At 54.6% G+C, this 22,142-nt stretch carries 19 protein-coding genes; 15 read left to right on the top strand and 4 right to left on the bottom strand.

Annotated elements, in window-relative coordinates; all coding sequences use genetic code 11:
- The first annotated feature begins 157 nt into the window (after window positions 1-157).
- The 11 genes from ACDO57_RS04605 (at window position 158) to ACDO57_RS04655 (ending at window position 12,857) form a co-directional block, all read left to right on the top strand.
- Entirely contained in the window at window positions 158-1,855 is a 1,698-nt protein-coding gene (locus tag ACDO57_RS04605) for a sugar phosphorylase (protein WP_280924536.1), read from the top strand.
- A gap of 14 nt (window positions 1,856-1,869) precedes the next feature.
- A complete protein-coding gene (locus tag ACDO57_RS04610) occupies window positions 1,870-3,162 on the top strand; it encodes an ABC transporter substrate-binding protein (RefSeq protein WP_061714987.1) in 1,293 nt (430 codons plus the stop codon).
- Between the two features lie 22 nt (window positions 3,163-3,184).
- Window positions 3,185-4,066, top strand: coding sequence for a carbohydrate ABC transporter permease (locus ACDO57_RS04615; protein ID WP_022648300.1), 882 nt, complete (start codon window positions 3,185-3,187; stop codon window positions 4,064-4,066).
- Window positions 4,053-4,895 carry a carbohydrate ABC transporter permease gene (locus ACDO57_RS04620; RefSeq protein ID WP_023335920.1) on the top strand — a complete coding sequence of 281 codons (843 nt, stop codon included), beginning with the start codon at window positions 4,053-4,055 and terminating at the stop codon, window positions 4,893-4,895. Before ACDO57_RS04615 ends, ACDO57_RS04620 begins: the two co-directional genes overlap by 14 nt.
- A 28-nt stretch (window positions 4,896-4,923) precedes the next feature.
- Window positions 4,924-5,976: a zinc-binding alcohol dehydrogenase gene (locus tag ACDO57_RS04625; protein WP_208762967.1), complete on the top strand. Its 1,053-nt coding sequence runs from the start codon at window positions 4,924-4,926 to the stop codon at window positions 5,974-5,976.
- 17 nt (window positions 5,977-5,993) lie between these two features.
- Window positions 5,994-6,782 (top strand): sugar phosphate isomerase/epimerase family protein, encoded by a 789-nt coding sequence (locus ACDO57_RS04630; RefSeq protein ID WP_370883574.1) that lies wholly within the window; start codon window positions 5,994-5,996, stop codon window positions 6,780-6,782.
- Window positions 6,783-6,793: 11 nt separating this feature from the next.
- Window positions 6,794-7,852, top strand: coding sequence for a Gfo/Idh/MocA family protein (locus ACDO57_RS04635; RefSeq protein ID WP_370883575.1), 1,059 nt, complete (start codon window positions 6,794-6,796; stop codon window positions 7,850-7,852).
- Window positions 7,846-10,125 carry a glycoside hydrolase family 65 protein gene (locus ACDO57_RS04640; RefSeq protein WP_370883576.1) on the top strand — a complete coding sequence of 760 codons (2,280 nt, stop codon included), beginning with the start codon at window positions 7,846-7,848 and terminating at the stop codon, window positions 10,123-10,125. Before ACDO57_RS04635 ends, ACDO57_RS04640 begins: the two co-directional genes overlap by 7 nt.
- The gene (gene pgmB / locus ACDO57_RS04645) at window positions 10,115-10,780 is read left to right on the top strand and encodes a beta-phosphoglucomutase (RefSeq protein ID WP_032647535.1); all 666 of its coding nucleotides are present in this window, start codon (window positions 10,115-10,117) and stop codon (window positions 10,778-10,780) included. The genes ACDO57_RS04640 and pgmB overlap by 11 nt, the downstream gene beginning before the upstream one ends.
- Before the next feature lie 13 nt (window positions 10,781-10,793).
- A complete protein-coding gene (locus ACDO57_RS04650; RefSeq protein ID WP_061714991.1) occupies window positions 10,794-11,876 on the top strand; it encodes an ABC transporter ATP-binding protein in 1,083 nt (360 codons plus the stop codon).
- Window positions 11,877-11,942: 66 nt separating this feature from the next.
- Window positions 11,943-12,857 (top strand): OmpG family monomeric porin, encoded by a 915-nt coding sequence (locus ACDO57_RS04655; RefSeq protein ID WP_024907150.1) that lies wholly within the window; start codon window positions 11,943-11,945, stop codon window positions 12,855-12,857.
- 34 nt (window positions 12,858-12,891) lie between these two features.
- Here the strand turns inward: ACDO57_RS04655 and ACDO57_RS04660 are convergent, their stop codons facing one another.
- A complete protein-coding gene (locus tag ACDO57_RS04660) occupies window positions 12,892-13,902 on the bottom strand; it encodes a LacI family DNA-binding transcriptional regulator (protein WP_061714992.1) in 1,011 nt (336 codons plus the stop codon).
- A 155-nt stretch (window positions 13,903-14,057) separates the two neighbouring features.
- Between ACDO57_RS04660 and ACDO57_RS04665 the strand changes: the two genes are divergently transcribed.
- The 3 genes from ACDO57_RS04665 (at window position 14,058) to tyrR (ending at window position 18,158) form a co-directional block, all read left to right on the top strand.
- Window positions 14,058-15,455 carry a YcjX family protein gene (locus ACDO57_RS04665; protein ID WP_061714993.1) on the top strand — a complete coding sequence of 466 codons (1,398 nt, stop codon included), beginning with the start codon at window positions 14,058-14,060 and terminating at the stop codon, window positions 15,453-15,455.
- Window positions 15,452-16,504, top strand: coding sequence for a YcjF family protein (locus ACDO57_RS04670; protein WP_032647528.1), 1,053 nt, complete (start codon window positions 15,452-15,454; stop codon window positions 16,502-16,504). Before ACDO57_RS04665 ends, ACDO57_RS04670 begins: the two co-directional genes overlap by 4 nt.
- Window positions 16,505-16,616: 112 nt before the next feature.
- The gene (gene tyrR, locus ACDO57_RS04675) at window positions 16,617-18,158 is read left to right on the top strand and encodes a transcriptional regulator TyrR (protein WP_023312028.1); all 1,542 of its coding nucleotides are present in this window, start codon (window positions 16,617-16,619) and stop codon (window positions 18,156-18,158) included.
- A 37-nt stretch (window positions 18,159-18,195) separates the two neighbouring features.
- On the opposite strand, the gene ACDO57_RS04680 is transcribed toward tyrR, so the two are convergent.
- Both ACDO57_RS04680 and tpx read right to left on the bottom strand, forming a co-directional pair.
- Window positions 18,196-19,404 (bottom strand): aldose 1-epimerase family protein, encoded by a 1,209-nt coding sequence (locus tag ACDO57_RS04680; RefSeq protein WP_024907154.1) that lies wholly within the window; start codon window positions 19,402-19,404, stop codon window positions 18,196-18,198.
- Between the two features lie 275 nt (window positions 19,405-19,679).
- Window positions 19,680-20,186 (bottom strand): thiol peroxidase, encoded by a 507-nt coding sequence (tpx, locus tag ACDO57_RS04685; RefSeq protein WP_023335907.1) that lies wholly within the window; start codon window positions 20,184-20,186, stop codon window positions 19,680-19,682.
- 107 nt (window positions 20,187-20,293) lie between these two features.
- On the opposite strand from tpx, the gene ycjG reads away from it, so the two are divergent.
- Window positions 20,294-21,259 carry an L-Ala-D/L-Glu epimerase gene (gene ycjG, locus ACDO57_RS04690; protein WP_032647522.1) on the top strand — a complete coding sequence of 322 codons (966 nt, stop codon included), beginning with the start codon at window positions 20,294-20,296 and terminating at the stop codon, window positions 21,257-21,259.
- Here ycjG and mpaA read toward each other — a convergent pair.
- Complete coding sequence (gene mpaA / locus ACDO57_RS04695) at window positions 21,250-21,963, bottom strand: murein tripeptide amidase MpaA (RefSeq protein WP_024907156.1); 714 nt, start codon at window positions 21,961-21,963, stop codon at window positions 21,250-21,252. The genes ycjG and mpaA overlap by 10 nt on opposite strands.
- Window positions 21,964-22,142: the final 179 nt, after the last annotated feature.

Consider the following 22,142-nt stretch of genomic DNA (forward strand, 5'->3'; position numbering starts at 1 on the left):
TGACGACGGTTAACCGCATTTTCTCTTTTTCCCGTGCTTTCTTTGCGGCAGCTCACAATATTACGCTGAGCTGCTTTGCAATCACCTTTTTCCTCTTCCCGGTCCGTTGACAGATATTTTTCATGGGAGTAGATTGCCACTTCGTGGGACCGCTACCATGGAAAATGAAATGAAGGCAAAAATTAAAGAACTCATTAATCTTGTTTATGGGGTAACGTTTTCTGAAGCCCAGTTTAAGGTGCTGATGGAAAATATTGGAAAGGCCGCTTCTGTTATTACAGAGAAGCGTAAAACGGGATGGGATGAAAAAGATGTTGTTCTGATTACCTATGCCGATCAGTTTTCAGCGAAAGGGGAGAAGGCGCTGCCGGTTTTTACACGTTTTTATAACAAATGGCTTTCCCAATCTTTTTCTCATGTCCATCTTTTGCCTTTTTATCCATGGTCTTCGGACGACGGATTTTCTGTTATTGATTATCATGAGGTTGCGCCTGAAACGGGTACGTGGCGAGATGTAGCTGAATTAAAACAGTCCACCAGCTTAATGTTCGATTTCGTCTGCAACCACATGTCATCCAAAAGTAAATGGTTCTCTAATTATCTGAAGCAAACGCCTGGCTATGATGATTTCTTTATTTCTGTCGATCCTGAAACAGATTTATCCGCGGTGACGCGTCCGCGTGCCTTACCGCTTCTTACACCTTTCACGCTGCATGATGGCAGCGTGCGACACCTGTGGACCACCTTCAGCGAGGACCAGGTTGATCTTAACTTTGCCTCTCCGCAGGTGCTGATCGCGATGGTGGACGTGTTGCTGCATTACCTGATTGAAGGGGCGCGATACATTCGTCTGGATGCTGTGGGCTTCATGTGGAAAATACCCGGAACAAACTGCATCCACCTTGAGCAAACCCACCAGCTTATCCAGCTTTTCCGCGCTATCACTGAAGCTGTCGCCCCGGGGACGGTGATTATCACCGAGACGAACGTTCCGCATAAAGATAACGTCGCTTACTTCGGTGACGGTGAAAATGAAGCGCAGATGGTTTATCAGTTCTCTTTGCCGCCGCTGGTATTGCATGCGGTGCATTGTCAGGACGTCCGGACGCTGAGCCAGTGGGCAGCGTCGCTGAGGCTGCCTTCGACGAAAACCACCTGGTTTAACTTCCTGGCCTCGCATGATGGGATTGGTCTGAATCCGTTGCGCGGAATTTTACCTGAGTCGGAAATCCTCTCTCTTGTGGAGAAACTTCAGGCTGAAGGGGCGTTGGTTAACTGGAAAAATAACCCGGACGGTACACGCAGTCCTTATGAAATTAATGTGACCTATCTGGATGCATTAAGTACACGTGACAGTCTTGATAGCCATCGGATTGCCCGGTTTATTCTGGCGCATGCCGTCCTCTTAAGTTTCCCCGGCGTGCCCGCGGTTTATATCCAGAGTATTCTCGGCTCGCGTAATGATTATGCAGGTGTTGAACGTCTGGGATACAACCGCGCGATAAATCGTGAAAAATACATTGCAGGACAAATTGATAGCGTGCTTGAAGATAAAAATAGCCTGCGCTCTCAGGTCTATTGCGCATTAAGCCAGTTAATCGCGCTGCGTCGGGCGGAAAAAGCATTCCATCCTGACAGTGAAGCTTATTTTAGTGCGTCAGGTGAGCATGTATTAAAAATCGTTCGCGTGGCGGATTGTGGCGAAAAAATAACGGCGCTGTTTAATTTCAGCGATGGCATTCAAACGGTGGAGTCCGATATTCAATCCGGAACGGAGTTGATTGCCGGAAAAGATATTACAGATAAAACGCTGACCCTATATCCATGGCAGGTGTTGTGGATTAAAGAAAACTAAAAAGGACCTTAAAAATGAAAATGCCCAGAATTGTGCTGATATCAGCACTGGTTTCGTGCGCCCTGTTATCAGGCTGCAAGGATGACAAAAAGTCTGCTGTCACCATTGAGTTTATGCACTCATCTGTCGAGCAGGAGCGTCAGGCGGTTATCACGAAGCTGATCGAAAAATTTGAGAAAGAGAACCCCGGCATCACGGTGAAACAGGTGCCGGTAGAAGAGGATGCCTACAACACCAAGGTTATTACGCTCGCCAGAACGGGCGCACTGCCTGAGGTAATTGAAGTCAGTCATGACTACGCGAAAGTCATGGACAAGGAACAGCTGCTGGATCGCAAAGCTATTGGTGAAGCCATTAAAGCGGTAGGCGAGAACACCTTCTATGACGGCATCTTGCGTGTTGTGCGTACGGAAGATGGTTCTGCCTGGACGGGGGTGCCAGTCAGTGCCTGGCTATCCGGCGTCTGGTATCACAAAGATGTGCTTGCTGCAGCGGGTATCCAGGAGCCGCATAACTGGGAACAGCTGCTGAAAGCCAGCCAGAGCCTTAACGACCCGGCCAAAAAACATTACGGCATTGCGCTGCCCACCGCGGAAAGCGTGATGACAGAGCAGGCATTCTCCCAGTTTGCGCTTTCCGGCGGCGCGAACGTTTTTGATGCCAAAGGGAACGTCGACATCGATACCCCTGAAATGGCAAAGGCCCTGGCGTTTTATAAAGCCCTGGCCGCGACCACCATGCCGGGTTCAAACGACGTCATGGAGATCAAAGATGCCTTCATGAACGGTTCTGCGCCGATGGCGGTTTACTCCACCTACATCCTGCCGGCGGTATTCCAGGATGGAAACCCTGCCAACCTGGGCTTCGTCGTCCCAACAGAAACATCTTCTGCAGTTTACGGCATGGTCACGTCGCTGACGATTACCACCGGTCAAACCGAAGATGAAACTCAGGCGGCTGAAAAGTTTGTGACCTGGATGGAGCAGGCTCAAAACGCAACCGACTGGGTCATGATGTCGCCTGGCGCGGCACTGCCGGTGAACAAGCTGGTGGTGGGCACTGATACCTGGAAAAACAACGATGTGATTAAAGCGTTTGGGCAACTGCCTTACGAACTAATTGCGCAGTTCCCAAATGTGCAGGTGTTTGGTGCCGTGGGCGACAAAAACTTCACCCGCATGGGCGATGTAACCGGGTCCGGCATCATCAGTTCCATGGTGCATAACGTCACGGTAGGTAAACAAGATCTCAGCAACACGCTTAGTGACAGCCAGAAGCGACTGACTGATCTGATTTCACAACGATAGGAGCGCTCTGCGGAAGGAAATTATGAAGACGTTGTTTTCTGGTCGTTCAGATATGCCTTTCGCCATGCTGCTGTTGGCCCCCAGCCTGATTTTGCTGGGGGGCCTGGTGGCCTGGCCAATGATTTCCAATATTGAAATCAGTTTCTTACGTCTGCCACTGAACCCGCGTATAGATGCGGTGTTCGTCGGGCTCGATAACTACATCCGCATTCTCGGGGATGCTGCTTTCTGGCACTCGCTGTGGATGACCTTCTGGTACACCGCGCTGGTGGTGATTGGCAGCACGGGGCTAGGGCTGGCTGTTGCGATCTTCTTTAACCGTGAATTCCGTATGCGGAAAACGGCGCGTTCACTGGTAATTCTGTCCTACGTTACGCCGTCCATTTCGCTGGTGTTTGCATGGAAATACATGTTCAACAACGGCTACGGCATTGTGAACTATCTGGGCGTTGACCTGCTGCATCTGTATGACCAGGCGCCGCTGTGGTTCGACAATCCTGGCAGCAGTTTTGTACTGGTGGTGCTGTTCGCCATCTGGCGTTACTTCCCGTACGCGTTCATTTCGTTCCTGGCGATTTTGCAGACCATTGATAAGTCGCTGTATGAAGCGGCGGAAATGGACGGCGCGAATGCCTGGCAGCGTTTTCGAATCGTTACGCTACCCGCGATTATGCCGGTGCTGGCAACGGTGGTGACGCTGCGCACTATCTGGATGTTCTACATGTTTGCGGATGTGTACCTGTTGACGACCAAGGTCGATATTTTGGGCGTCTACCTCTACAAAACGGCATTCGCTTTCAATGATTTGGGGAAAGCAGCGGCGATCTCCGTCGTGCTGTTCGTGATCATCTTCGCGGTGATTCTGCTGACCAGAAAAAGGGTAAACCTCAATGGCAACAAATAAACGCGTACTGAGCCGCATTGGTTTTTATCTGGGGCTGGCGGTGTTTCTGGTCATCACGCTGTTCCCGTTCTTCGTGATGCTAATGACGTCATTTAAGAGTGCGAAAGAGGCAATATCGCTTAACCCGACCATATTGCCGCAGGCGTGGACGCTGCAGCATTACGTCGACATCTTTAACCCGCTGATTTTCCCGTTTGTGGACTACTTCAAAAACAGCATGGTGGTGTCGCTGACCTCATCGGTGATTGCCGTATTTCTCGGCACGCTGGGGGCCTACGCCCTGTCCAAACTGCGTTTTAAGGGCCGCACGACGATCAATGCGAGTTTTTACACCGTCTATATGTTCTCCGGAATATTGCTGGTGGTGCCGCTGTTCAAAATCATCACTGCCCTTGGGATCTACGACACCGAGCTGGCGCTGATTATCACCATGGTGACCCAAACGTTACCGACCGCGGTGTTCATGCTCCGCAGCTATTTCGACACCATCCCGGACGAGATCGAAGAAGCCGCGATGATGGACGGCCTGAACCGCCTGCAAATCATCTTCCGCATCACCGTGCCGCTGGCGATTTCCGGGCTCGTGTCGGTGTTTGTCTACTGCTTCATGGTGGCGTGGAACGACTACCTGTTTGCGTCCATTTTCCTGTCCAGCGCCAGCAATTTCACCTTGCCGGTCGGGCTGAACACGCTCTTTAGCACGCCAGATTATATCTGGGGTCGCATGATGGCGGCATCGCTGGTGACGGCGCTTCCGGTGGTCATCATGTACGCCCTGTCTGAACGTTTTATTAAAAGTGGTTTGACCGCCGGTGGCGTGAAGGGCTGAGGCGGCCAATTTTAACAAGGAGTCAGTCATGAAAAAATTAGTTGCGACAGCGCCTCGTGTGGCGGCGCTGGTGGAATATGAAGATCGTCCGGTTGCGGTTCATGAAGTGAAAATTCGCGCCCGCTTTGGCGCGCCGAAACACGGTACCGAAGTGGTGGATTTCCGCGCCGCCAGTCCGTTTATCGATGAAGAGTTCAACGCGGAGTGGCAGATGTTCACGCCGCGTGAAGAGGGTACGGCCCGCGGGATCGAATTCGGTAAGTTCCAGTTGGGCAACATGATTGTTGGCGACATTATCGAATGCGGTGATGACGTCACTGAATATCAAATCGGCGACAGCGTCTGCTGCTATGCACCGCTGCAGGAAACGGTGATCGTTAACGCGGTAAATAACTACAAGCTGCGCAAAATGCCGCAGGGTGCCTCCTGGAAAAACGCCGTTTGCTACGATCCGGCGCAGTTCGCCATGAGCGGCGTGCGTGATGCCAACGTGCGGGTCGGCGATTTTGTAGTCGTGGTGGGGCTGGGAGCGATTGGGCAGATTGCTGTCCAGCTGGCCAAAAAAGCCGGGGCGTCCGTCGTGATCGGTGTCGACCCAATCGAACACCGCTGCGAGATCGCCCGTCGTCATGGGGCAGACCACTGTCTGAACCCAATCGGCACTGATGTCGGTCTGGAAATTAAAAAGCTGACCGGGAAGCAGGGCGCGGACGTGATCATCGAAACCAGCGGCTATGCAGATGCACTGCAGTCCGCGCTGCGCGGACTTGCCTATGGCGGCACCATCTCCTACGTAGCCTTCGCAAAACCGTTCGCGGAAGGCTTTAACCTCGGCCGCGAAGCGCATTTCAATAACGCGAAGATTGTCTTCTCCCGCGCCTGCAGCGAACCCAACCCGGACTACCCGCGCTGGAGCCGTAAACGTATTGAAGAGACATGCTGGGAACTGCTGATGAACGGCTATCTGAATTGTGAGGATCTGATTGACCCGGTCGTGACCTTCACCACCAGCCCGGAAAGCTACATGACGTATGTCGATCAGCACCCGGAACTCAGTATCAAAATGGGCGTCACTTTTTAAGCTAAGGAGAGCACATCATGAAAATCGCAACGCAAAACCAGGCCTTTTTCCCGACCAATATCATGGAAAAATTCGAGTACATCAAAGCGATGGGTTTTGATGGCTATGAAATTGATGGCCGACTGCTGGTAGAAAACCTCGCCGAGGTAAAAGCGGCCATCAAAGCCACCGGTCTGCCGGTGACGACGGCCTGCGGTGGATACGATGGCTGGATTGGCGACTTCATCGAAGAACGTCGTCTGAACGGGTTAAAGCAGATTGAACGCATTCTGGAAGCGCTGGCTGAGGTGGGCGGCAAGGGCATTATCGTGCCTGCTGCCTGGGGAATGTTTACCTTCCGCCTCCCGCCAATGACCTCCCCACGCAGCCTGGAAGGAGACCGCAACACGGTAAGCGCCTCCCTGCGCTGGCTGGATGAGGTCGCGGCGCGTACCGGGACGACCATCTACCTGGAGCCGCTGAACCGCTATCAGGATCATATGATCAACACCCTTGCTGACGCGCGTCGCTATATCGAAGAGAACGGCCTGAAGCACGTGCAGATCATCGGCGATTTCTATCATATGAACATCGAAGAAGACTCGCTGACGGATGCGCTGCATCAGCACCGCAATCTGCTGGGCCATGTGCACATCGCAGATAACCACCGCTATCAGCCGGGCAGCGGCAGCCTCGATTTTGCCAGCCTGTTCGATCAGCTGCGTGCGGATGATTACCAGGGTTACGTGGTGTATGAGTGCCGTGTCCGCGCCGAGGATCCGGCGCAGGCTTATCAGGACTCCCTCACTTATTTGCGTGAATGCTAAGGATGACGAGCGTGATGAGTGCTTCTACACCTTCGCCTCTGCGCGTCGCCATCATTGGCGCCGGGCAGGTCGCGGACAAAGTGCATGCCTCGTATTACGCCACGCGCAGTGATGTTCAGATGGTGGCTGTCATGGACAGCCACCCTGAACAGGCTCGGGCGTTTGCGGAACGTCATGGTATTCCCTCGGTGTGGCAGGATACGCGAGAGATGCTCGAGGCGGTTAAGCCGGATGCGGTGAGCGTCTGTTCGCCTAACCGGTTCCATTTCGAGCACGTCATGGCCGCGCTGGAAGCGGGCTGCCACGTAATGTGTGAAAAACCGCCGGCTATGACGCCGCAGGAGGCCGATAGGATGCGCATGGCCGCGCGCAAGGCGGGGAAAGTGCTGGCGTATGATTTTCACCATCGTTTTGCTCTCGATACGCAGCTGCTGCGTGAGGCTGTGATGAAGGGGGCGCTGGGAGAAGTTTATTACACCACGGCCCAGGCGCTACGCCGCTGCGGGGTTCCAGGCTGGGGCGTCTTTACCAACAAAGCGCTACAGGGCGGTGGGCCTCTGATTGATATCGGTATCCATATGCTCGATGCCGCAATGTACGTGTTGGGGTTCCCGGCGGTAAAAAAGGTGACGGCACACGGCTTCCAGAAGCTGGGAAACCGTAAAAGCAGCGGCCAGTTTGGCGAGTGGGATCCCACGCAGTTTACCGTTGAGGATGCCCTGTTTGGCACGATTGAGTTCTGCAATGGTGGCATTCTGCGCCTCGACACGTCGTTTGCGCTCAATATCCGTGAGCAATCGATCATGAACGTCGCATTCTGCGGTGAAAAGGCGGGCGCTACGCTGTTCCCGGCGCACATCTACAACGATGAAGGCGGTGTTTTAGTCACCCTCACGCAGCGTGAAGAAGCTGACGACCAGCGTCATAAGCGCAGTATGGATGCCTTCGTACGGCATGTGCTGGGAGAGCCCGTCACGATAGCTGATGCGGAGCAGGGGCTGGTTATCCAGCAGCTTGTCGCCGCGCTGTATGAATCAGCAGAAACAGGGGAAAGCGTGACCTTATGCTAAACGTGTCTGTATTAACCGACCCGGGCTTTTGTCCACACAGCCTGAATAAATACGCCTCTATCATGGCCTGCGGTAATGGCTACATGGGGATCCGCGCTGCGCATGAAGAAGATTACACCCAGCAAACCCGAGGCATGTATCTTGCGGGTCTCTATCATCAGGCGGGTCGTAACGAGACCACTGAGCTGATCAATCTGCCGGATATCACCGGTATTGACGTTGAGCTGGATGGCGTCAATTTCACGCTCCTGTCAGGCGAAATTCTCGAGTGGCAGCGCGAGCTGGCGTTTGCCAACGGCGAACTTCATCGCCGCGTCGTCTGGCGCTCCCCCAACGGAAAGCGCTATCGCCTGGAGAGTCGTCGTTTTGTCTCTCTGGATCAGCTGCCGCTTGTGGCCATGCAGCTTTCGATCACACCGCTTGATGATGTCACGCAGGCCGTGCTGAAAACCGGCATTGATGCAACGCAAACGAACAGCGGCAGACAGCATCTGGATGAAATGTCGGTCAGAGTGTTTGACCAGCAATACATGCAGGGCGTGTATGAAACGCAGGACCGTGCGTCAGAAGTTGTTGTTTCGGCATATTGTCAGCTCTCAGCGAAGAGCGACAGCTGTTTCACCGCCAAAAATCGTCGTCTCAGCGTTCATCATTCGCTGACGATCGCGAAGGGTGACACTGTCACGTTAGAGAAGATCGTCTGGGTGACGCATCGCAGTGATAAAGCACTGTCGCAGGCCTCTTTCGCTCGCAACGCGCTGGCCGATCTTAAGGTCTGTGCGGCAAGAGGTTACGACGCATTGCTTGAGAGTTCGTCGTATGCCTGGGAAGAGGTCTGGCGTGACGCTCGGGTGGAAGTGGACTCTGCGGAGTATCAGGATCAGATGGCGCTGGATTACGCCGTCTGGCATTTGACCACCATGACACCTGCTCATGATGAGCGGAGCAGTATCGCCGCCAAGGGGCTGACGGGCGAGGGGTATAAAGGCCACGTCTTCTGGGATACCGAAATTTTCCTGCTGCCTTTCCATCTCTTCACGCGGCCCCGAGCCGCCCGCAGCCTGTTGCGCTATCGTTGGCTGAACCTGGCCGGGGCGCGGGAAAAAGCCCGTCGCAACGGCTGGCCAGGCGCGCTGTTCCCATGGGAGAGCGCCGCGAGCGGCAAAGAGGAGACGCCGGAGTTCGCGGCTATCAACATCCGAACCGGCACGCGCCAGAAGGTGGCCTCTGCGCTGGCGGAACACCACATCGTGGCGGACATTGCCTGGGCCGTCGTCGCTTACTGGCAGGCGACACACGATGATGCCTTTATGCGGAATGAAGGTCTGACGCTGCTGATGGAAACCGCTGCGTTCTGGATGGGCCGCGCAACGGAAATTAATGGCCGTCTCGAAATCCACGACGTCATCGGACCGGACGAATACACCGAGCATGTGAACAACAACGCTTATACCAACTATCTGGCCTGGCATAACGTTGCCTGCGCACGCCATTTTATGGCGATGTTTGGGCGCGAGGATGAAGGTTTTACGCAGAATGCTTCACGGTTCCTGGCGCGCTTATGGCTACCAGAGGCTGACGCGGACGGTGTGATCCCCCAGGATGATACCTTCATGGCAAAACCTGCCATCGATCTGAGCCGCTACAAAGCCAAAGCGGGTAAGCAGACCATTCTGCTCGATTATTCCCGCGCGGAAGTGAACGAGATGCAGATTCTTAAGCAGGCCGATGTGGTGATGCTTAATTATCTACTACCGGAGCGGTTTACCCCGCAGCAGTGTGCCGCCAATCTGGCGTTCTACGAACCCCGCACAATCCATGACTCTTCGCTGAGCAAGGCCATCCACGGCATTGTGACCGCCCGCTGTGGCGATACGGAAGGGGCCTACGCCTTCTGGCGCGCCGGCGTGGCTATCGATCTGGGCGACGATCCGCACAGCAGCGACGACGGCATTCATGCCGCGGCCACGGGGGCTATCTGGTCCGGCGTCATTCAGGGCTTTGCCGGCATGCAGATAGTGGAAGGGGAGCTGCACCTTGCGCCCAGGGTGCCAGCCCACTGGCGAAGACTTGCTTTCCCCCTGCGCTGGCGGAACACCACGCTGCGCTTTACGTACGAAAACGAGGTTTTAACCATTGAAGCTTCGGCACCTGTCACGCTGACGCTGTGGGGCAAAACGCTACACGTATCGGGGCATAAAGTTTGTGCCTGTAAGGACTTTCTTGCATCTGTGAATGGGACCGCTACCACGGAGGTGCACCATGACGCTTAAGGCTGTTGTATTCGATCTGGACGGTGTGATCACCGATACCGCACACCTCCATTTTTTGGCCTGGCGTGCAGTGGCGGAGGAAATCGGCATCACCATCGATGAAGTGTTTAACGAACAGCTGAAGGGTATTAGCCGCATGGATTCCCTTCAGCGCATCCTGAAGCATGGCGGGAAAGAGGGAACGTTTAGCGATGAGCAGTGCCTGGCGCTGGCGACGAAGAAAAACGCGTTCTATGTCCAGTCTCTGGCGTCACTGACGGAAGATTCACTGCTTCCCGGTATTCGCGACGTGCTGGCGGATATCCGTGCGGCGAACGTCAAAATTGGGCTCGCCTCCGTTTCCCTGAATGCCCCTGGCATCTTGCGCGCCCTGGGCATTCAGCACGCTTTTGATTTTTGCGCTGATGCTTCCCTCATTATCTGTTCGAAGCCTGACCCGGAGATCTTCCTCGCCGCCTGTGCTGGCCTGAATGTGCGTCCTGAAGAGGCCATGGGTATCGAAGATGCACCTGCAGGCGTTGAGGCGATCAACGCGGCGGGAATGCTATCGGTTGGGATTGGATCTGGCCTGGACCATGCGGGATTACAACTTCATTCAACGCGGGAACTGACCTGGAAATGTCTGACCGAGTTTTGGGCATCCCGGACGTATTGATAAGGAATTAACAATGGCTCAACTGTCTCTGAAACACATTCAGAAAATCTACGATAACCAGGTCCACGTGGTTAAGGATTTCAATCTCGAAATCGAAGATAAGGAGTTCATCGTCTTCGTCGGGCCTTCGGGCTGCGGTAAATCCACGACGCTGCGTATGATTGCCGGTCTGGAGGAGATCAGCGCGGGTGAACTGGTCATTGACGGCGTTTGCATGAACGACGTGCCCGCCAAGTCTCGCGATATCGCGATGGTGTTCCAGAACTATGCGCTTTACCCGCATATGACGGTCTACGACAACATGGCGTTTGGCCTGAAGATGCAGAAAATCGCCCCGGCGGTTATCGAAGAGCGCGTTCACTGGGCGGCACAGATCCTCGGCTTGCGCGAGTACCTCAAGCGTAAACCCGGCGCGCTGTCCGGCGGACAGCGTCAGCGCGTGGCGTTGGGCAGGGCGATCGTGCGCGAAGCGGGCGTGTTCCTGATGGATGAACCGCTCTCCAACCTCGATGCCAAGCTTCGCGTGCAGATGCGGGCTGAAATCAGCAAGCTGCACCAGAAGCTTAATACCACCATGATTTATGTAACCCACGATCAGACGGAAGCCATGACGATGGCAACCCGCATCGTGATCTTAAAAGACGGCATTATTCAGCAGGTCGGTGCCCCGAAGCAGGTGTACAACGAACCGGAGAACATGTTTGTCGCAGGGTTTATTGGCTCCCCAGCCATGAACTTCATTCGCGGCGCTATCGATGACCGCTATTTCGTCACGGAAACGCTGCGTCTGGCGATCCCGGAAGACACGCTCGCTTCACTGAATGCCGCAGGGTATCAGCGCAAAGCCGTAGTCTTTGGCATCCGCCCGGAAGATATTCTCACTCTGCAGAGCAGCGGTGAAAACATCGCGGCGAAAGTCAGCGTCGCCGAACTGACCGGCGCGGAGTTCATGCTCTACGCCACCGTTGGCGGCCATGAACTGGTGGTTCGCGCAGGCGCCGCGAATGATTATGCTGCAGGGGATAATATCGACATCCAGTTCGATATGAATAAGTGCCATTTCTTCGACGCTGAAACCGAAGCGGCTATTAGATAAGAAAGGTGTTCGCCGGAAATGCAAATTTCCGGTTTTTTTGTTTGTAAATTATAAAGGGAATATTTAATGGGTACTCTACTAAGAAGTGCTGCGCTCGTTCTGTGCGCAGGGGTTAGCTGCGCACAAGCATCAGAAACAGCTAAACAGTGGGAATTTAATATTGGCGCGATGTATGAAATAGAAAACGTTGAAGGTCAGGCCGACGATAAAGATGGATTATATGAACCCTCCGTGTGGTTTAATGCAACCTGGGATGCGTGGACTATTTCTCTGGCGATGTATCAGGAGGGGCCGGTTGATTACAGCAGTATGACCCGTGGAACCTATTTTGACCGTCCTGAATTTGAATTACGCTATCGCTTTATCGGAACCGATGATTTTACTTTCGGTCTGACCGGTGGTTTCCGAAATTATAGTTATCATTTTAAAGATGAACACGGTGCCAAAGACGGTAGCGCGAATATGCAGCGCTACAAAATTCAGCCTGACTGGGACATTAAATTAACCGATGACTGGCGGTTTAGCGGCTGGTTTGCCATGTATCAGTTTGCCAACGATCTGGAAAAAACCGGCTATGCTGACAGCCGCGTCGAAACCGAAACGGGCTTTACATGGACCATTAACGAAACCTTTGCGGCTAAAGTGAATTACTATTTAGAGCGCGGCTTCAATATGGACAGTACCCGTAATAACGGTGAATTCTCCACCCAGGAAATTCGCGCCTATCTGCCTATTTCATTGGGCCAGACGACCCTAACGCCTTACACTCGACTGGGACTTGATCGCTGGACGAACTGGGACTGGCAGGACGATCCTGAGCGTGAAGGGCATAATTTCAACCGACTGGGTATGCAGTACGCCTATGACTTCAACAACGGTTTATCCATGACGCTGGAATACGCCTATGAGTGGGAAAATCATGACGAGGGTGAAAACGACCGCTTCCACTATGCGGGGGTTGGCGTAAACTACGCGTTCTGACCGACGACACGCCAGGGGCAGTATGCCCCTGGTTCTAGCGAAGGGAAGCAGCCAACAAAAAGTGGGTATCAACCAGCACTTTTTGCGGGGCGGGCTGACCCGCAATACACCTGAAAAGAAGATTGCAGCTCTCTTCCCCCAATTTTCGGGTTGGGATATCAAAGCCGCCAGGTGCGGGTGTTAAAATGAGAGACAGCATCGGGTCACTGTATCCGGCTATCACCACCTGCTCCGGGATCATCAGATTTAACTCATCCGCCGCACGATAAAGGCTGAGCAACTTCATGCTGTCGGTCGCAAATACCGCATCAGGCGGCGTGGGTGACGACAACAGTTCCAGAGCCGCTGTGAGCGCGCTCTCATGGGTATAACCGCCATCCCTGATCCAGTCCGGGTTAATGGCAATATGGTGCTTTTCCAGACTGGCTTTATAACCCGCCAGACGATCGATCGAAACATGATAATCAAGCGGCGCATGCAGACAGGCAATTTTTTGCCGACCGTTTTTTATAAAAGTTTCGGTCAGCGTGGCGCTGTCATGAAAATTATCCGTGTCGACGGAATAAATATTCTGATACTCACCTTCCACTTTGCCGATAACCACTACCGGTACGCCATATGCATCCAGCGTGGTGAAAAAGGATTCATTTGCGGGTGAACTCAGCATAATGATCCCTTTGATCATTTTCTGTTTTATTTTACTTACACATTTCAGCAGATCGTCTTCGCTGCTTTTTGAGGTTTGCAAAATAACATCAAACCCTTCTTCTTCCGCTTTAGCCGTAATGGCATGAAGGACATCGGAGAAAAAGGGATTACCGGCAGTGGTTTTGGTTGAACGGGTCGAAATAACCATTATGGCATCGAAGCCTGAAGAGGTCAGGGCGCGAGCCAGTTTGTTGGGTTGATAATTTAATTCGTCAATCGCCTTCAGCACTTTGTCACGTGCTTCGGGAGAAATATTCGTTTGTTTATTCAGAACGCGGGAAACGGTTGATTTCGATACGCCCGCAACCCGTGCGATATCATAGATGGTGGGTGACATACACCTTACTCACTCCGGACTGACAGCAATGCCGTTCATCTTACTGGAGAGAAAACGGCAATAGCAATAAATAAGAATTGATAATCAACGATCTGCCCCCATTTATTGTATTCTGAAGCCATGCATTCAAGGCTTCCAGGCAACGAAGGACGGCGATGAAGCGACTTAAGAACGAAATCAATTCACTGGTGAACCGTGGCGTTGACCGTCATCTGCGTCTGGCCGTGACGGGGCTGAGCCGCAGCGGTAAGACGGCGTTTATCACCGCGATGGTAAACCAGCTCCTGAACCTGCACGCCGGGGCGCGTCTGCCGTTGCTTAGCGCGGTGCGGGAAGAACGCCTGCTGGGCGTGAAGCGCGTCCCACAGCGGGATTTTGGTATTCCACGTTTTACCTATGACGAAGGGCTGGCGCAGCTCTATGGCGATCCGCCCACCTGGCCGACGCCGACGCGAGGGGTCAGTGAAATTCGCCTCGCGCTGCGTTTTCGCTCGAATGAATCCCTGATGCGCCACTTCAAGGATACCTCCACGCTGTACCTGGAAATCGTCGATTACCCCGGCGAATGGCTGCTCGACCTGCCGATGCTGGCGCAGGATTACCTTAGCTGGTCCCGCCAGATGACGGGCCTGTTGCAGGGGCAGCGCGCCGGGTGGTCGGCCAAATGGCGACAGCTGTGCGAAGGTCTGGACCCGCTTGCGACGGCAGATGAGAACCGTCTGGCGGCCATTGCCGACGCCTGGACGGCGTATTTGCACCAGTGCAAGCAGGAAGGGTTACACTTCATTCAGCCGGGGCGATTTGTTCTGCCGGGTGATTTAGCGGGCGCGCCTGCGCTTCAGTTCTTCCCCTGGCCGGATGTGGACGGGGTGGGCGAGTCGACGCTGGCGCAGGCGGATAAGCACACTAACGCAGGGATGCTGCGTGAGCGTTACCATTACTACTGTGAAAAAGTGGTCAAGGGATTCTATAAAAACCACTTTTTGCGATTTGACCGCCAGATTGTGCTGGTGGATTGTCTGCAGCCGCTTAACAGCGGGCCACAGGCCTTCAACGATATGCGCCTTGCGCTGACGCAGCTGATGCAAAGTTTTCACTACGGGCAGCGGACGCTGTTTCGCCGTCTGTTCTCACCGGTAATCGATAAACTGCTCTTTGCGGCCACGAAGGCCGATCACGTCACGGTCGACCAGCATGCCAATATGGTGTCGCTGCTGCAGCAGCTGGTGCAGGACGCCTGGCAAAACGCCGCCTTCGAAGGGATCGGCATGGATTGCCTTGGGCTCGCGTCCGTGCAGGCGACGCAAAGCGGGCTGATTGACCTTAACGGTGAGAAAATACCGGCATTACGCGGGAACCGGCTCAGCGACGGTGAACCGCTTACCGTGTATCCGGGCGAAGTGCCTGCGCGGCTGCCGGGTCAGGCCTTCTGGCAGAACCAGGGCTTCCAGTTTGAAGCCTTCCGCCCGCAGGCAATGAGCGTCGACAGGCCATTACCACATATCCGTCTGGATGCGGCGCTTGAGTTTTTGATTGGAGATAAATTGCGATGACGGAACCGTTAAAACCGCGCATAGACTTTACCGGAACGCTTGAGCAGGATCCTCAGGAGGCGTTCAAAACCGCGCAGACGTTCAGCGGCACGCAGGCGGATAACTTTGCCCCGGCCCTGACTGAGGAGCCTGGCGTCGAAGAAGGGCCGGCGGAGGCGGTTGTGGAAGCCGCTCTGCGTCCAAAACGCAGTCTGTGGCGTAAGATGGTCACCGCCGGTCTGGCGCTGTTTGGCGTAAGCGTGGTTGGGCAGGGCGTGCAGTGGACGATGAATGCCTGGCATACTCAGGACTGGGTCGCGCTGGGCGGATGTGCCGCGGGCGCGCTGATTGTGGGGGCGGGCATCGGGTCGGTTGCCACCGAGTGGCGTCGGCTCTGGCGTTTGCGCCAGCGCGCGCACGAGCGTGATGAAGCGCGGGATCTGCTCCACAGCCACGGCACCGGGAAAGGTCGTGCATTCTGTGAAAAGCTGGCCAGCCAGGCCGGCATCGATCAGTCGCATCCGGCGCTTCAGCGCTGGTATGCCGCCATCCATGAAACCCAGAATGACCGGGAAGTGGTGACGCTCTACTCCCATATGGTTCAGCCGGTGCTGGATGCCCAGGCGCGACGCGAGATCAGTCGTTCTGCGGCGGAATCCACCCTGATGATTGCCGTGAGCCCGCTGGCGCTGGTCGATATGGCCTTTATCGCCTGGCGTAACCTGCGCCTGATCAACCGTATCGCGAACCTTTACGGCATAGAGCTGGGTTACTACAGTCGGCTCAGACTGTTCAAACTGGTCCTGCTCAATATCGCGTTTGCCGGGGCGAGTGAGCTGGTGCGCGAAGTGGGCATGGACTGGATGTCACAGGATCTGGCGGCGCGTCTTTCTGCCCGTGCCGCTCAGGGTATCGGCGCGGGATTATTAACGGCGCGTTTGGGGATTAAAGCGATGGAGGTCTGCCGTCCGCTGCCGTGGATTGATGGCGATAAGCCCCGGCTGGGGGATTTCAGGCGTGAGCTGATCGGCCAGCTCAAAGAGACGCTCAATAAAAAACCGACTCCGTGAGGTTTTGTTCACTAATCGTGCTGGCTGTCAATATTTGTTGACAGCCATCTTCCGGATCACCGTGTTCTGACATATCATTTTACTGTTATTGGCTTAAAACGGTGAATTTCCCATGCGTCTTGAAGTCTTCTGTGAAGACCGTCTCGGTCTGACCCGCGAATTACTCGATCTTCTTGTTTTACGTAGCATTGATTTACGTGGCATTGAGATCGATCCTGTCGGGCGAATTTACCTCAATTTTGCCGAAATTGAATTTAATACCTTCAGCAGCCTGATGGCGGAAATCCGCCGTATCGCTGGCGTTACGGATGTACGCACCATTCCCTGGATGCCCTCTGAGCGTGAGCATCTGGCCCTGAGCGCGCTGCTGGAAGCCATGCCAGAGCCGTTCCTCTCCCTGGATTTGAAAAGCAAAGTTGAGCGCGTTAACCACGCGAGCTGCCAGCTTTTCGCGCAGAGTCAGGAGAAGCTCAGCAATCATAACGCCGCGCAGCTGATCCCCGGCTTTAACTTCCAGCGCTGGCTGGACAGCAATCCGCAGAACACGCTTAGCGAGCATGTGGTGATTAACGGACAGAATTTCCTGATGGAGATCACGCCGGTCTATCTGAAAGGGGAAGGGAATACTCGCGTGTTGACCGGGGCAGTGATCATGCTGCGCTCGACGTTACGCATGGGTCGCCAGCTGCAAAACCTCTCCAGTCAGGACGTTGGCGCATTCAGCCAGATTATCGCCGTCAGCCCGAAAATGCGCCATGTGGTTGATCAGGCGCGCAAGCTCGCAAGCCTGACCGCGCCGCTGCTGATTACCGGGGATACCGGCACCGGGAAAGACCTGCTGGCTCATGCTGTGCATCTGGCGAGTCCGCGTGCGGCTAAGCCCTATCTGGCACTCAACTGCGCCTCTATTCCGGAAGATGCCGTTGAAAGCGAGCTGTTTGGTCACGCGCCGGAAGGCAAGAAAGGGTTCTTCGAGCAGGCTAACGGCGGCTCGGTGCTGCTGGACGAAATCGGCGAAATGTCGCCGCGTATGCAGGCTAAGCTGCTGCGTTTCCTGAACGACGGAACGTTCCGCCGCGTCGGTGAGGATCACGAAGTGCATGTGGACGTGCGCGTCATTTGCGCCACCCAGAAAAACCTGGTTGAACTGGTGCAAAAGGGGATCTTCCGCGAAGATCTCTATTACCGCCTCAACGTCCTGACGCTGAATATTCCGCCGCTGCGCGATTGCCCCCAGGACATCATGCCGCTTACGGAGCTGTTCGTCGCCCGCTTTGCCGACGAGCAGGGGGTGCCGCGTCCGAAGCTGTCTGCCGATCTTGGCACGGTGCTAATGCGCTACGGCTGGCCGGGCAACATTCGTCAGCTCAAAAACGCCGTATATCGCGCGCTGACCCAGCTTGAAGGGTATGAGCTGCGTCCGCAGGATATCCTGCTGCCGGATTACGACGCCGGAACGGTATCGGTAGGCGAAGAGGCGATGGAAGGGTCGCTGGACGACATCACCAGCCGTTTCGAGCGTTCTGTGCTGACGCAGCTGTACCGCAGCTATCCCAGCACCCGCAAGCTGGCAAAACGTCTTGGCGTCTCGCACACCGCAATCGCGAATAAGCTGCGTGAGTACGGTTTGAATCATAAGAAAGGTGACGAATAACAAAAAAGCCTCTGCAAAGAGGCTTTTTACTTTACGTTTATTCCTTCGCCATCGGCGTGTTAACGATTTCTGTTTTTGTCTCTCCCTGTATCGACGCAATCCTGCTTTCGACGTCTTTCACCTGCTGCGGGCTGTGCAGCAGGGTATAGGTCAGATCGAACTGCGCGCTGGCGCCTGGCTCCAGCTGCTTAACCCGCTTCTGCTCGCGTTCAATCGTCACGGGGTAGGCGTAGCTGGTACCCGGTTCGATGCCCGTGACATAACCCTGCTTCAGCGTGTCGGTATTTTTCCATAAGGTCAGCACGGGCAGCTGGCGCGTATCAAACTGAATTGATGCGCCTTTATCTCCGGCTTTATTGACCACTGCCGCGAGCGTTTCGTGGTTATTGTCTGCGAGCGGTTTAATGTTAAAGACCATCTCATCAAAGCCTTTTGTCGGCCCGGCATAGGTTTGCCAGTCGTTAACGCCCGCTTTGGCGTAGTCATTGAATGGGCTCACGCTCACCGCAGGCGCAAGGAATCGGGCGCCTTCTTCGAGGATTGGCGTGCCGAAGTTGCTGTGATAGATGATTTGGTAATCATGAGGGTAATCTGCATGGTTGGTCAGAACATCATGCAGGCTGAACTGGTTGGTTCCGGGGACGTAGCGCAGTTCTGTCATGGTTTGCAGATCCGCTTTTTTAAAGGTGCTCTCTTTGATTAAACCCCGAACGCGGATCTCATGCGGAGCGGCATCCGCAACCTCGACCTCTACCTGCGATACCGGTGTATTACCGGCTCTGCCATGCAGGGTATAAATTTGCCCGTCCGCGGTGACCGGGTGCCCTGTCCACTCATAGCCACAGCGCACCATCATCTCGTTGAAACCATCCAGCCAGCCGAGACCGTTGCGGCTTTCAAGATTGATATAAGCCGGATTAACGACCTCTTTGACGGGGGAATTCCAACCCAGTCTGGTGCCAAAGCCTTCTACGTGCAGAAGGTTCATCCCGCGGGTCGGGCTCAGGGTGATGGTGAGGCCATCTTTGCTGCTAATAATGATGACTTTGCTGCCTTCCTGCTTACCGCCATGTAAGACTTTTTGCTCAATGCTGAACGTTTGATCCTTAACTTTCAGCTCGTCACTGGAAATCTTCCAGTTTCCTTTCTCTACGCTGCTTTCAGCGCTTGTCAGCACCCAGGTTTTAGCCGCAGCATGACCAGAAATCAGGACCGCAAGGAGCGTAAAAGCGAATTTAATCTTCATATATTATCCTTTTTGCTGAAACGATTATTTTCTTTCGTAAGCAAATCTAATGTTTAGACAAAAAGGGAAATGTGATGTGCTTCACTGGGGATGAAAATAGGGAATTTTAACGATTATTATGCGTTATTGATCACGCTCATGTTACATATTGCCTAAGTTATTGCATGATTAATGTGACTTACGAGCATTTAAGCTTTAACGATTCAGCTTTGAAGTAATAAAAAACCCCGCCGCAGCGAGGTTGAGAATAAGTTGTATAGAATGCTAAGGACTTATTATGCTTTCAGCACGTCCAGCGCGGCAGTGTAGTCCGGCTCGGTGGTGATTTCGTTAACCAGTTCGCTGAAGACGACGGTGTCGTTTTCATCCAGAACCAGTACAGCACGTGCTGCCAGACCCTTCAGTGGGCCTTCAGCAATGCTGACGCCATATTTCTCGAGGAAATCTGCGCTGCGCAGGGTGGAGAGGGTAATAACGTTGCTCAGGCCTTCGGCACCGCAGAAACGGGACTGGGCAAACGGCAGGTCAGCGGAAATACACAGCACAACGGTGTTGTCCATTTCAGTCGCCAGCTGGTTGAATTTACGCACGGATGCGGCACAAACGCCGGTATCAATGCTTGGGAAAATGTTCAGTACTTTGCGTTTGCCCGCAAACTGAGCCAGTGTGACGTCAGACAGATCTTTAGCCACCAGAGTAAAAGCCTGCGCTTTGCTGCCAGCCTGCGGAATGGAACCTGCTACAGCAACCGGGTTGCCCTGGAAATGAACGAGTTGTGACATAGATATCTTCCTGTTTACATATAGTTAACGTCGGGGCTAGTGTATGCCATCAGCGGATAACACGGCAAACCAAATTTTTCGCCTTACCGGGCCGCAAGGAGTCAGTGATGAGAAGCGTTAAGGTCTATGAAGAAGCCTGGCCATTGCATACCCCGTTTGTGATCTCCCGCGGCAGCCGAAGTGAAGCCAGCGTGGTCGTAGTTGAAATCGAAGAAGAGGGTATGAAAGGCGTCGGGGAATGTACGCCTTACCCGCGCTACGGAGAAAGTCCTGCGTCGGTGATGGCGCAGATCATGACCCTGGTGCCTGACCTGCAAAAAGGGCTCACGCGCGAGGCGTTACAGCAGCGTTTACCCGCCGGGGCGGCGCGCAACGCCATCGACTGTGCGCTCTGGAGCCTTGAAGCCGCTAAGCAGCAAAAATCGCTGACGTCCTTGCTGGGTGTGGTGCTGCCGGAGACCGTCGTGACGGCGCAGACGGTCGTGATTGGTGAGCCGGAGCAAATGGCCGCCAGCGCAAAAGCGCTCTATGACGCCGGGGCCACGCTGTTAAAAGTGAAGCTCGACGATCGTCTGATCAGCGAGCGGATGGTCGCTATTCGCTCGGCGGTGCCCTCAGCCACGCTGATTGTGGATGCCAACGAGTCGTGGCATCCCGAGGGGCTGGCCGCGCGATGCCAGCTGCTGGCCGATCTGGGCGTAGCGATGCTGGAGCAGCCTCTGCCGGTAAAAGAGGATGCAGCGCTGAAGAATTTTATCCATCCGTTGCCCGTGTGCGCGGATGAAAGCTGCCACACCCGCGAAAATTTGAGCGAGCTTAAGGGCTGCTATGAGATGGTCAATATCAAGCTCGACAAGGCAGGCGGACTGACAGAAGCCCTGGCCCTTGCAGCGGAAGCCCGGGCGCAGGGGTTCGCCCTGATGCTGGGATGCATGCTCTGCACCTCCCGGGCGATCGGCGCGGCGCTGCCGCTGGTCAACCAGGTTCGTTTCGCCGATCTGGATGGCCCGACGTGGCTGGCGGTTGACGTTTCACCGGCCCTTAAATTTACCAGCGGCGTGCTTCATCTCTGAGGCTGCCAGCGCAGAAGCTCCATCATCGCTTTTAGGTAAATTTCGCTGGCTTCGTCGGAGGATATCGGCGGGAATTCAGCGGTGATGCAGGGCAGGCTCAAATCGGCACACCAGCTTCCGAATGATCCGGGTGTTTCATACCCCACGCTGGTGACGAGCGGCAGGGCGAAAGCCTGTGCCAGCCACGCGCCCAGGTCGGAGTGACGCGGATCTTCAATGCAGGCCAGCGGATCGTGGAAGGAGACCACCCACGCGGGGTGGATCTTATGGATAAGCTGGCACAGCGCCTGCGTTTCCGGCTCGGAACCGGGCTTGTCTCCCGTCAGCAGCACCACGTCCCGCTCCTCGGCTGAGCTGTTCCAGCGATACACCGTTTCTCCGGCGCGCCAGTTTGCCGCCGGGAAATTACGGTTCAGGTCGACCCCCCTCGCATTTGCCCGTAATCCAAGCTGGCAGCCATCCGGATTCACGGCAAGAATCACGTGATGGCGTCGTAATGACGGCGTCAGCGTCCGCAGCGCGCACGAGAGCGTGACGACAGACGAGTTCTCATCACCGTGCGTGCCGGCAATGATCAAACCGCTGTCGCGATCGGCATCGGGTGCCGGGAACCAGATCAGCGATGCGCCTAAAAATGAGCGGCCATATTGTTCCGCTCCCGGAGGAAAGGCGCCGCGTTCCGCGCGTGGTCGGGTGGTTGCCATACGAAATCCTGATAAAAAAGTCTCTACTGGCAGTGTTGTGCAAAAGCCGCTGTTAATCAAATAGTTTCCGTAACGGCTGAGAATTGCCTTAAATCACTATTCAGGCGTAAGTTATTTGCATTTCTTATTGTCGAAACAAATAATTACGCATCTGCTTGTTACCTGAATTTATTAAAGGG

Origin of the sequence: Enterobacter cloacae complex sp. 2015409 (assembly GCF_041365315.1) — a bacterium.
Taxonomy (GTDB): domain Bacteria; phylum Pseudomonadota; class Gammaproteobacteria; order Enterobacterales; family Enterobacteriaceae; genus Enterobacter; species Enterobacter pseudoroggenkampii.

What these genes read in the sequence shown, in the direction of transcription:
- ACDO57_RS04605 (WP_280924536.1), top strand. Translation starts at nt 158, where the DNA reads ATGGAAAATGAAATGAAGGCAAAAATTAAAGAACTCATTAATCTTGTT.
- ACDO57_RS04610 (WP_061714987.1), top strand. Translation starts at nt 1,870, where the DNA reads ATGAAAATGCCCAGAATTGTGCTGATATCAGCACTGGTTTCGTGCGCC.
- ACDO57_RS04615 (WP_022648300.1), top strand. Translation starts at nt 3,185, where the DNA reads ATGAAGACGTTGTTTTCTGGTCGTTCAGATATGCCTTTCGCCATGCTG.
- ACDO57_RS04620 (WP_023335920.1), top strand. Translation starts at nt 4,053, where the DNA reads ATGGCAACAAATAAACGCGTACTGAGCCGCATTGGTTTTTATCTGGGG.
- ACDO57_RS04625 (WP_208762967.1), top strand. Translation starts at nt 4,924, where the DNA reads ATGAAAAAATTAGTTGCGACAGCGCCTCGTGTGGCGGCGCTGGTGGAA.
- ACDO57_RS04630 (WP_370883574.1), top strand. Translation starts at nt 5,994, where the DNA reads ATGAAAATCGCAACGCAAAACCAGGCCTTTTTCCCGACCAATATCATG.
- ACDO57_RS04640 (WP_370883576.1), top strand. Translation starts at nt 7,846, where the DNA reads ATGCTAAACGTGTCTGTATTAACCGACCCGGGCTTTTGTCCACACAGC.
- pgmB (WP_032647535.1), top strand. Translation starts at nt 10,115, where the DNA reads ATGACGCTTAAGGCTGTTGTATTCGATCTGGACGGTGTGATCACCGAT.
- ACDO57_RS04650 (WP_061714991.1), top strand. Translation starts at nt 10,794, where the DNA reads ATGGCTCAACTGTCTCTGAAACACATTCAGAAAATCTACGATAACCAG.
- ACDO57_RS04655 (WP_024907150.1), top strand. Translation starts at nt 11,943, where the DNA reads ATGGGTACTCTACTAAGAAGTGCTGCGCTCGTTCTGTGCGCAGGGGTT.
- ACDO57_RS04660 (WP_061714992.1), bottom strand. Translation starts at nt 13,902, where the DNA reads ATGTCACCCACCATCTATGATATCGCACGGGTTGCGGGCGTATCGAAA.
- ACDO57_RS04665 (WP_061714993.1), top strand. Translation starts at nt 14,058, where the DNA reads ATGAAGCGACTTAAGAACGAAATCAATTCACTGGTGAACCGTGGCGTT.
- ACDO57_RS04670 (WP_032647528.1), top strand. Translation starts at nt 15,452, where the DNA reads ATGACGGAACCGTTAAAACCGCGCATAGACTTTACCGGAACGCTTGAG.
- tyrR (WP_023312028.1), top strand. Translation starts at nt 16,617, where the DNA reads ATGCGTCTTGAAGTCTTCTGTGAAGACCGTCTCGGTCTGACCCGCGAA.
- ACDO57_RS04680 (WP_024907154.1), bottom strand. Translation starts at nt 19,404, where the DNA reads ATGAAGATTAAATTCGCTTTTACGCTCCTTGCGGTCCTGATTTCTGGT.
- tpx (WP_023335907.1), bottom strand. Translation starts at nt 20,186, where the DNA reads ATGTCACAACTCGTTCATTTCCAGGGCAACCCGGTTGCTGTAGCAGGT.
- ycjG (WP_032647522.1), top strand. Translation starts at nt 20,294, where the DNA reads ATGAGAAGCGTTAAGGTCTATGAAGAAGCCTGGCCATTGCATACCCCG.
- mpaA (WP_024907156.1), bottom strand. Translation starts at nt 21,963, where the DNA reads ATGGCAACCACCCGACCACGCGCGGAACGCGGCGCCTTTCCTCCGGGA.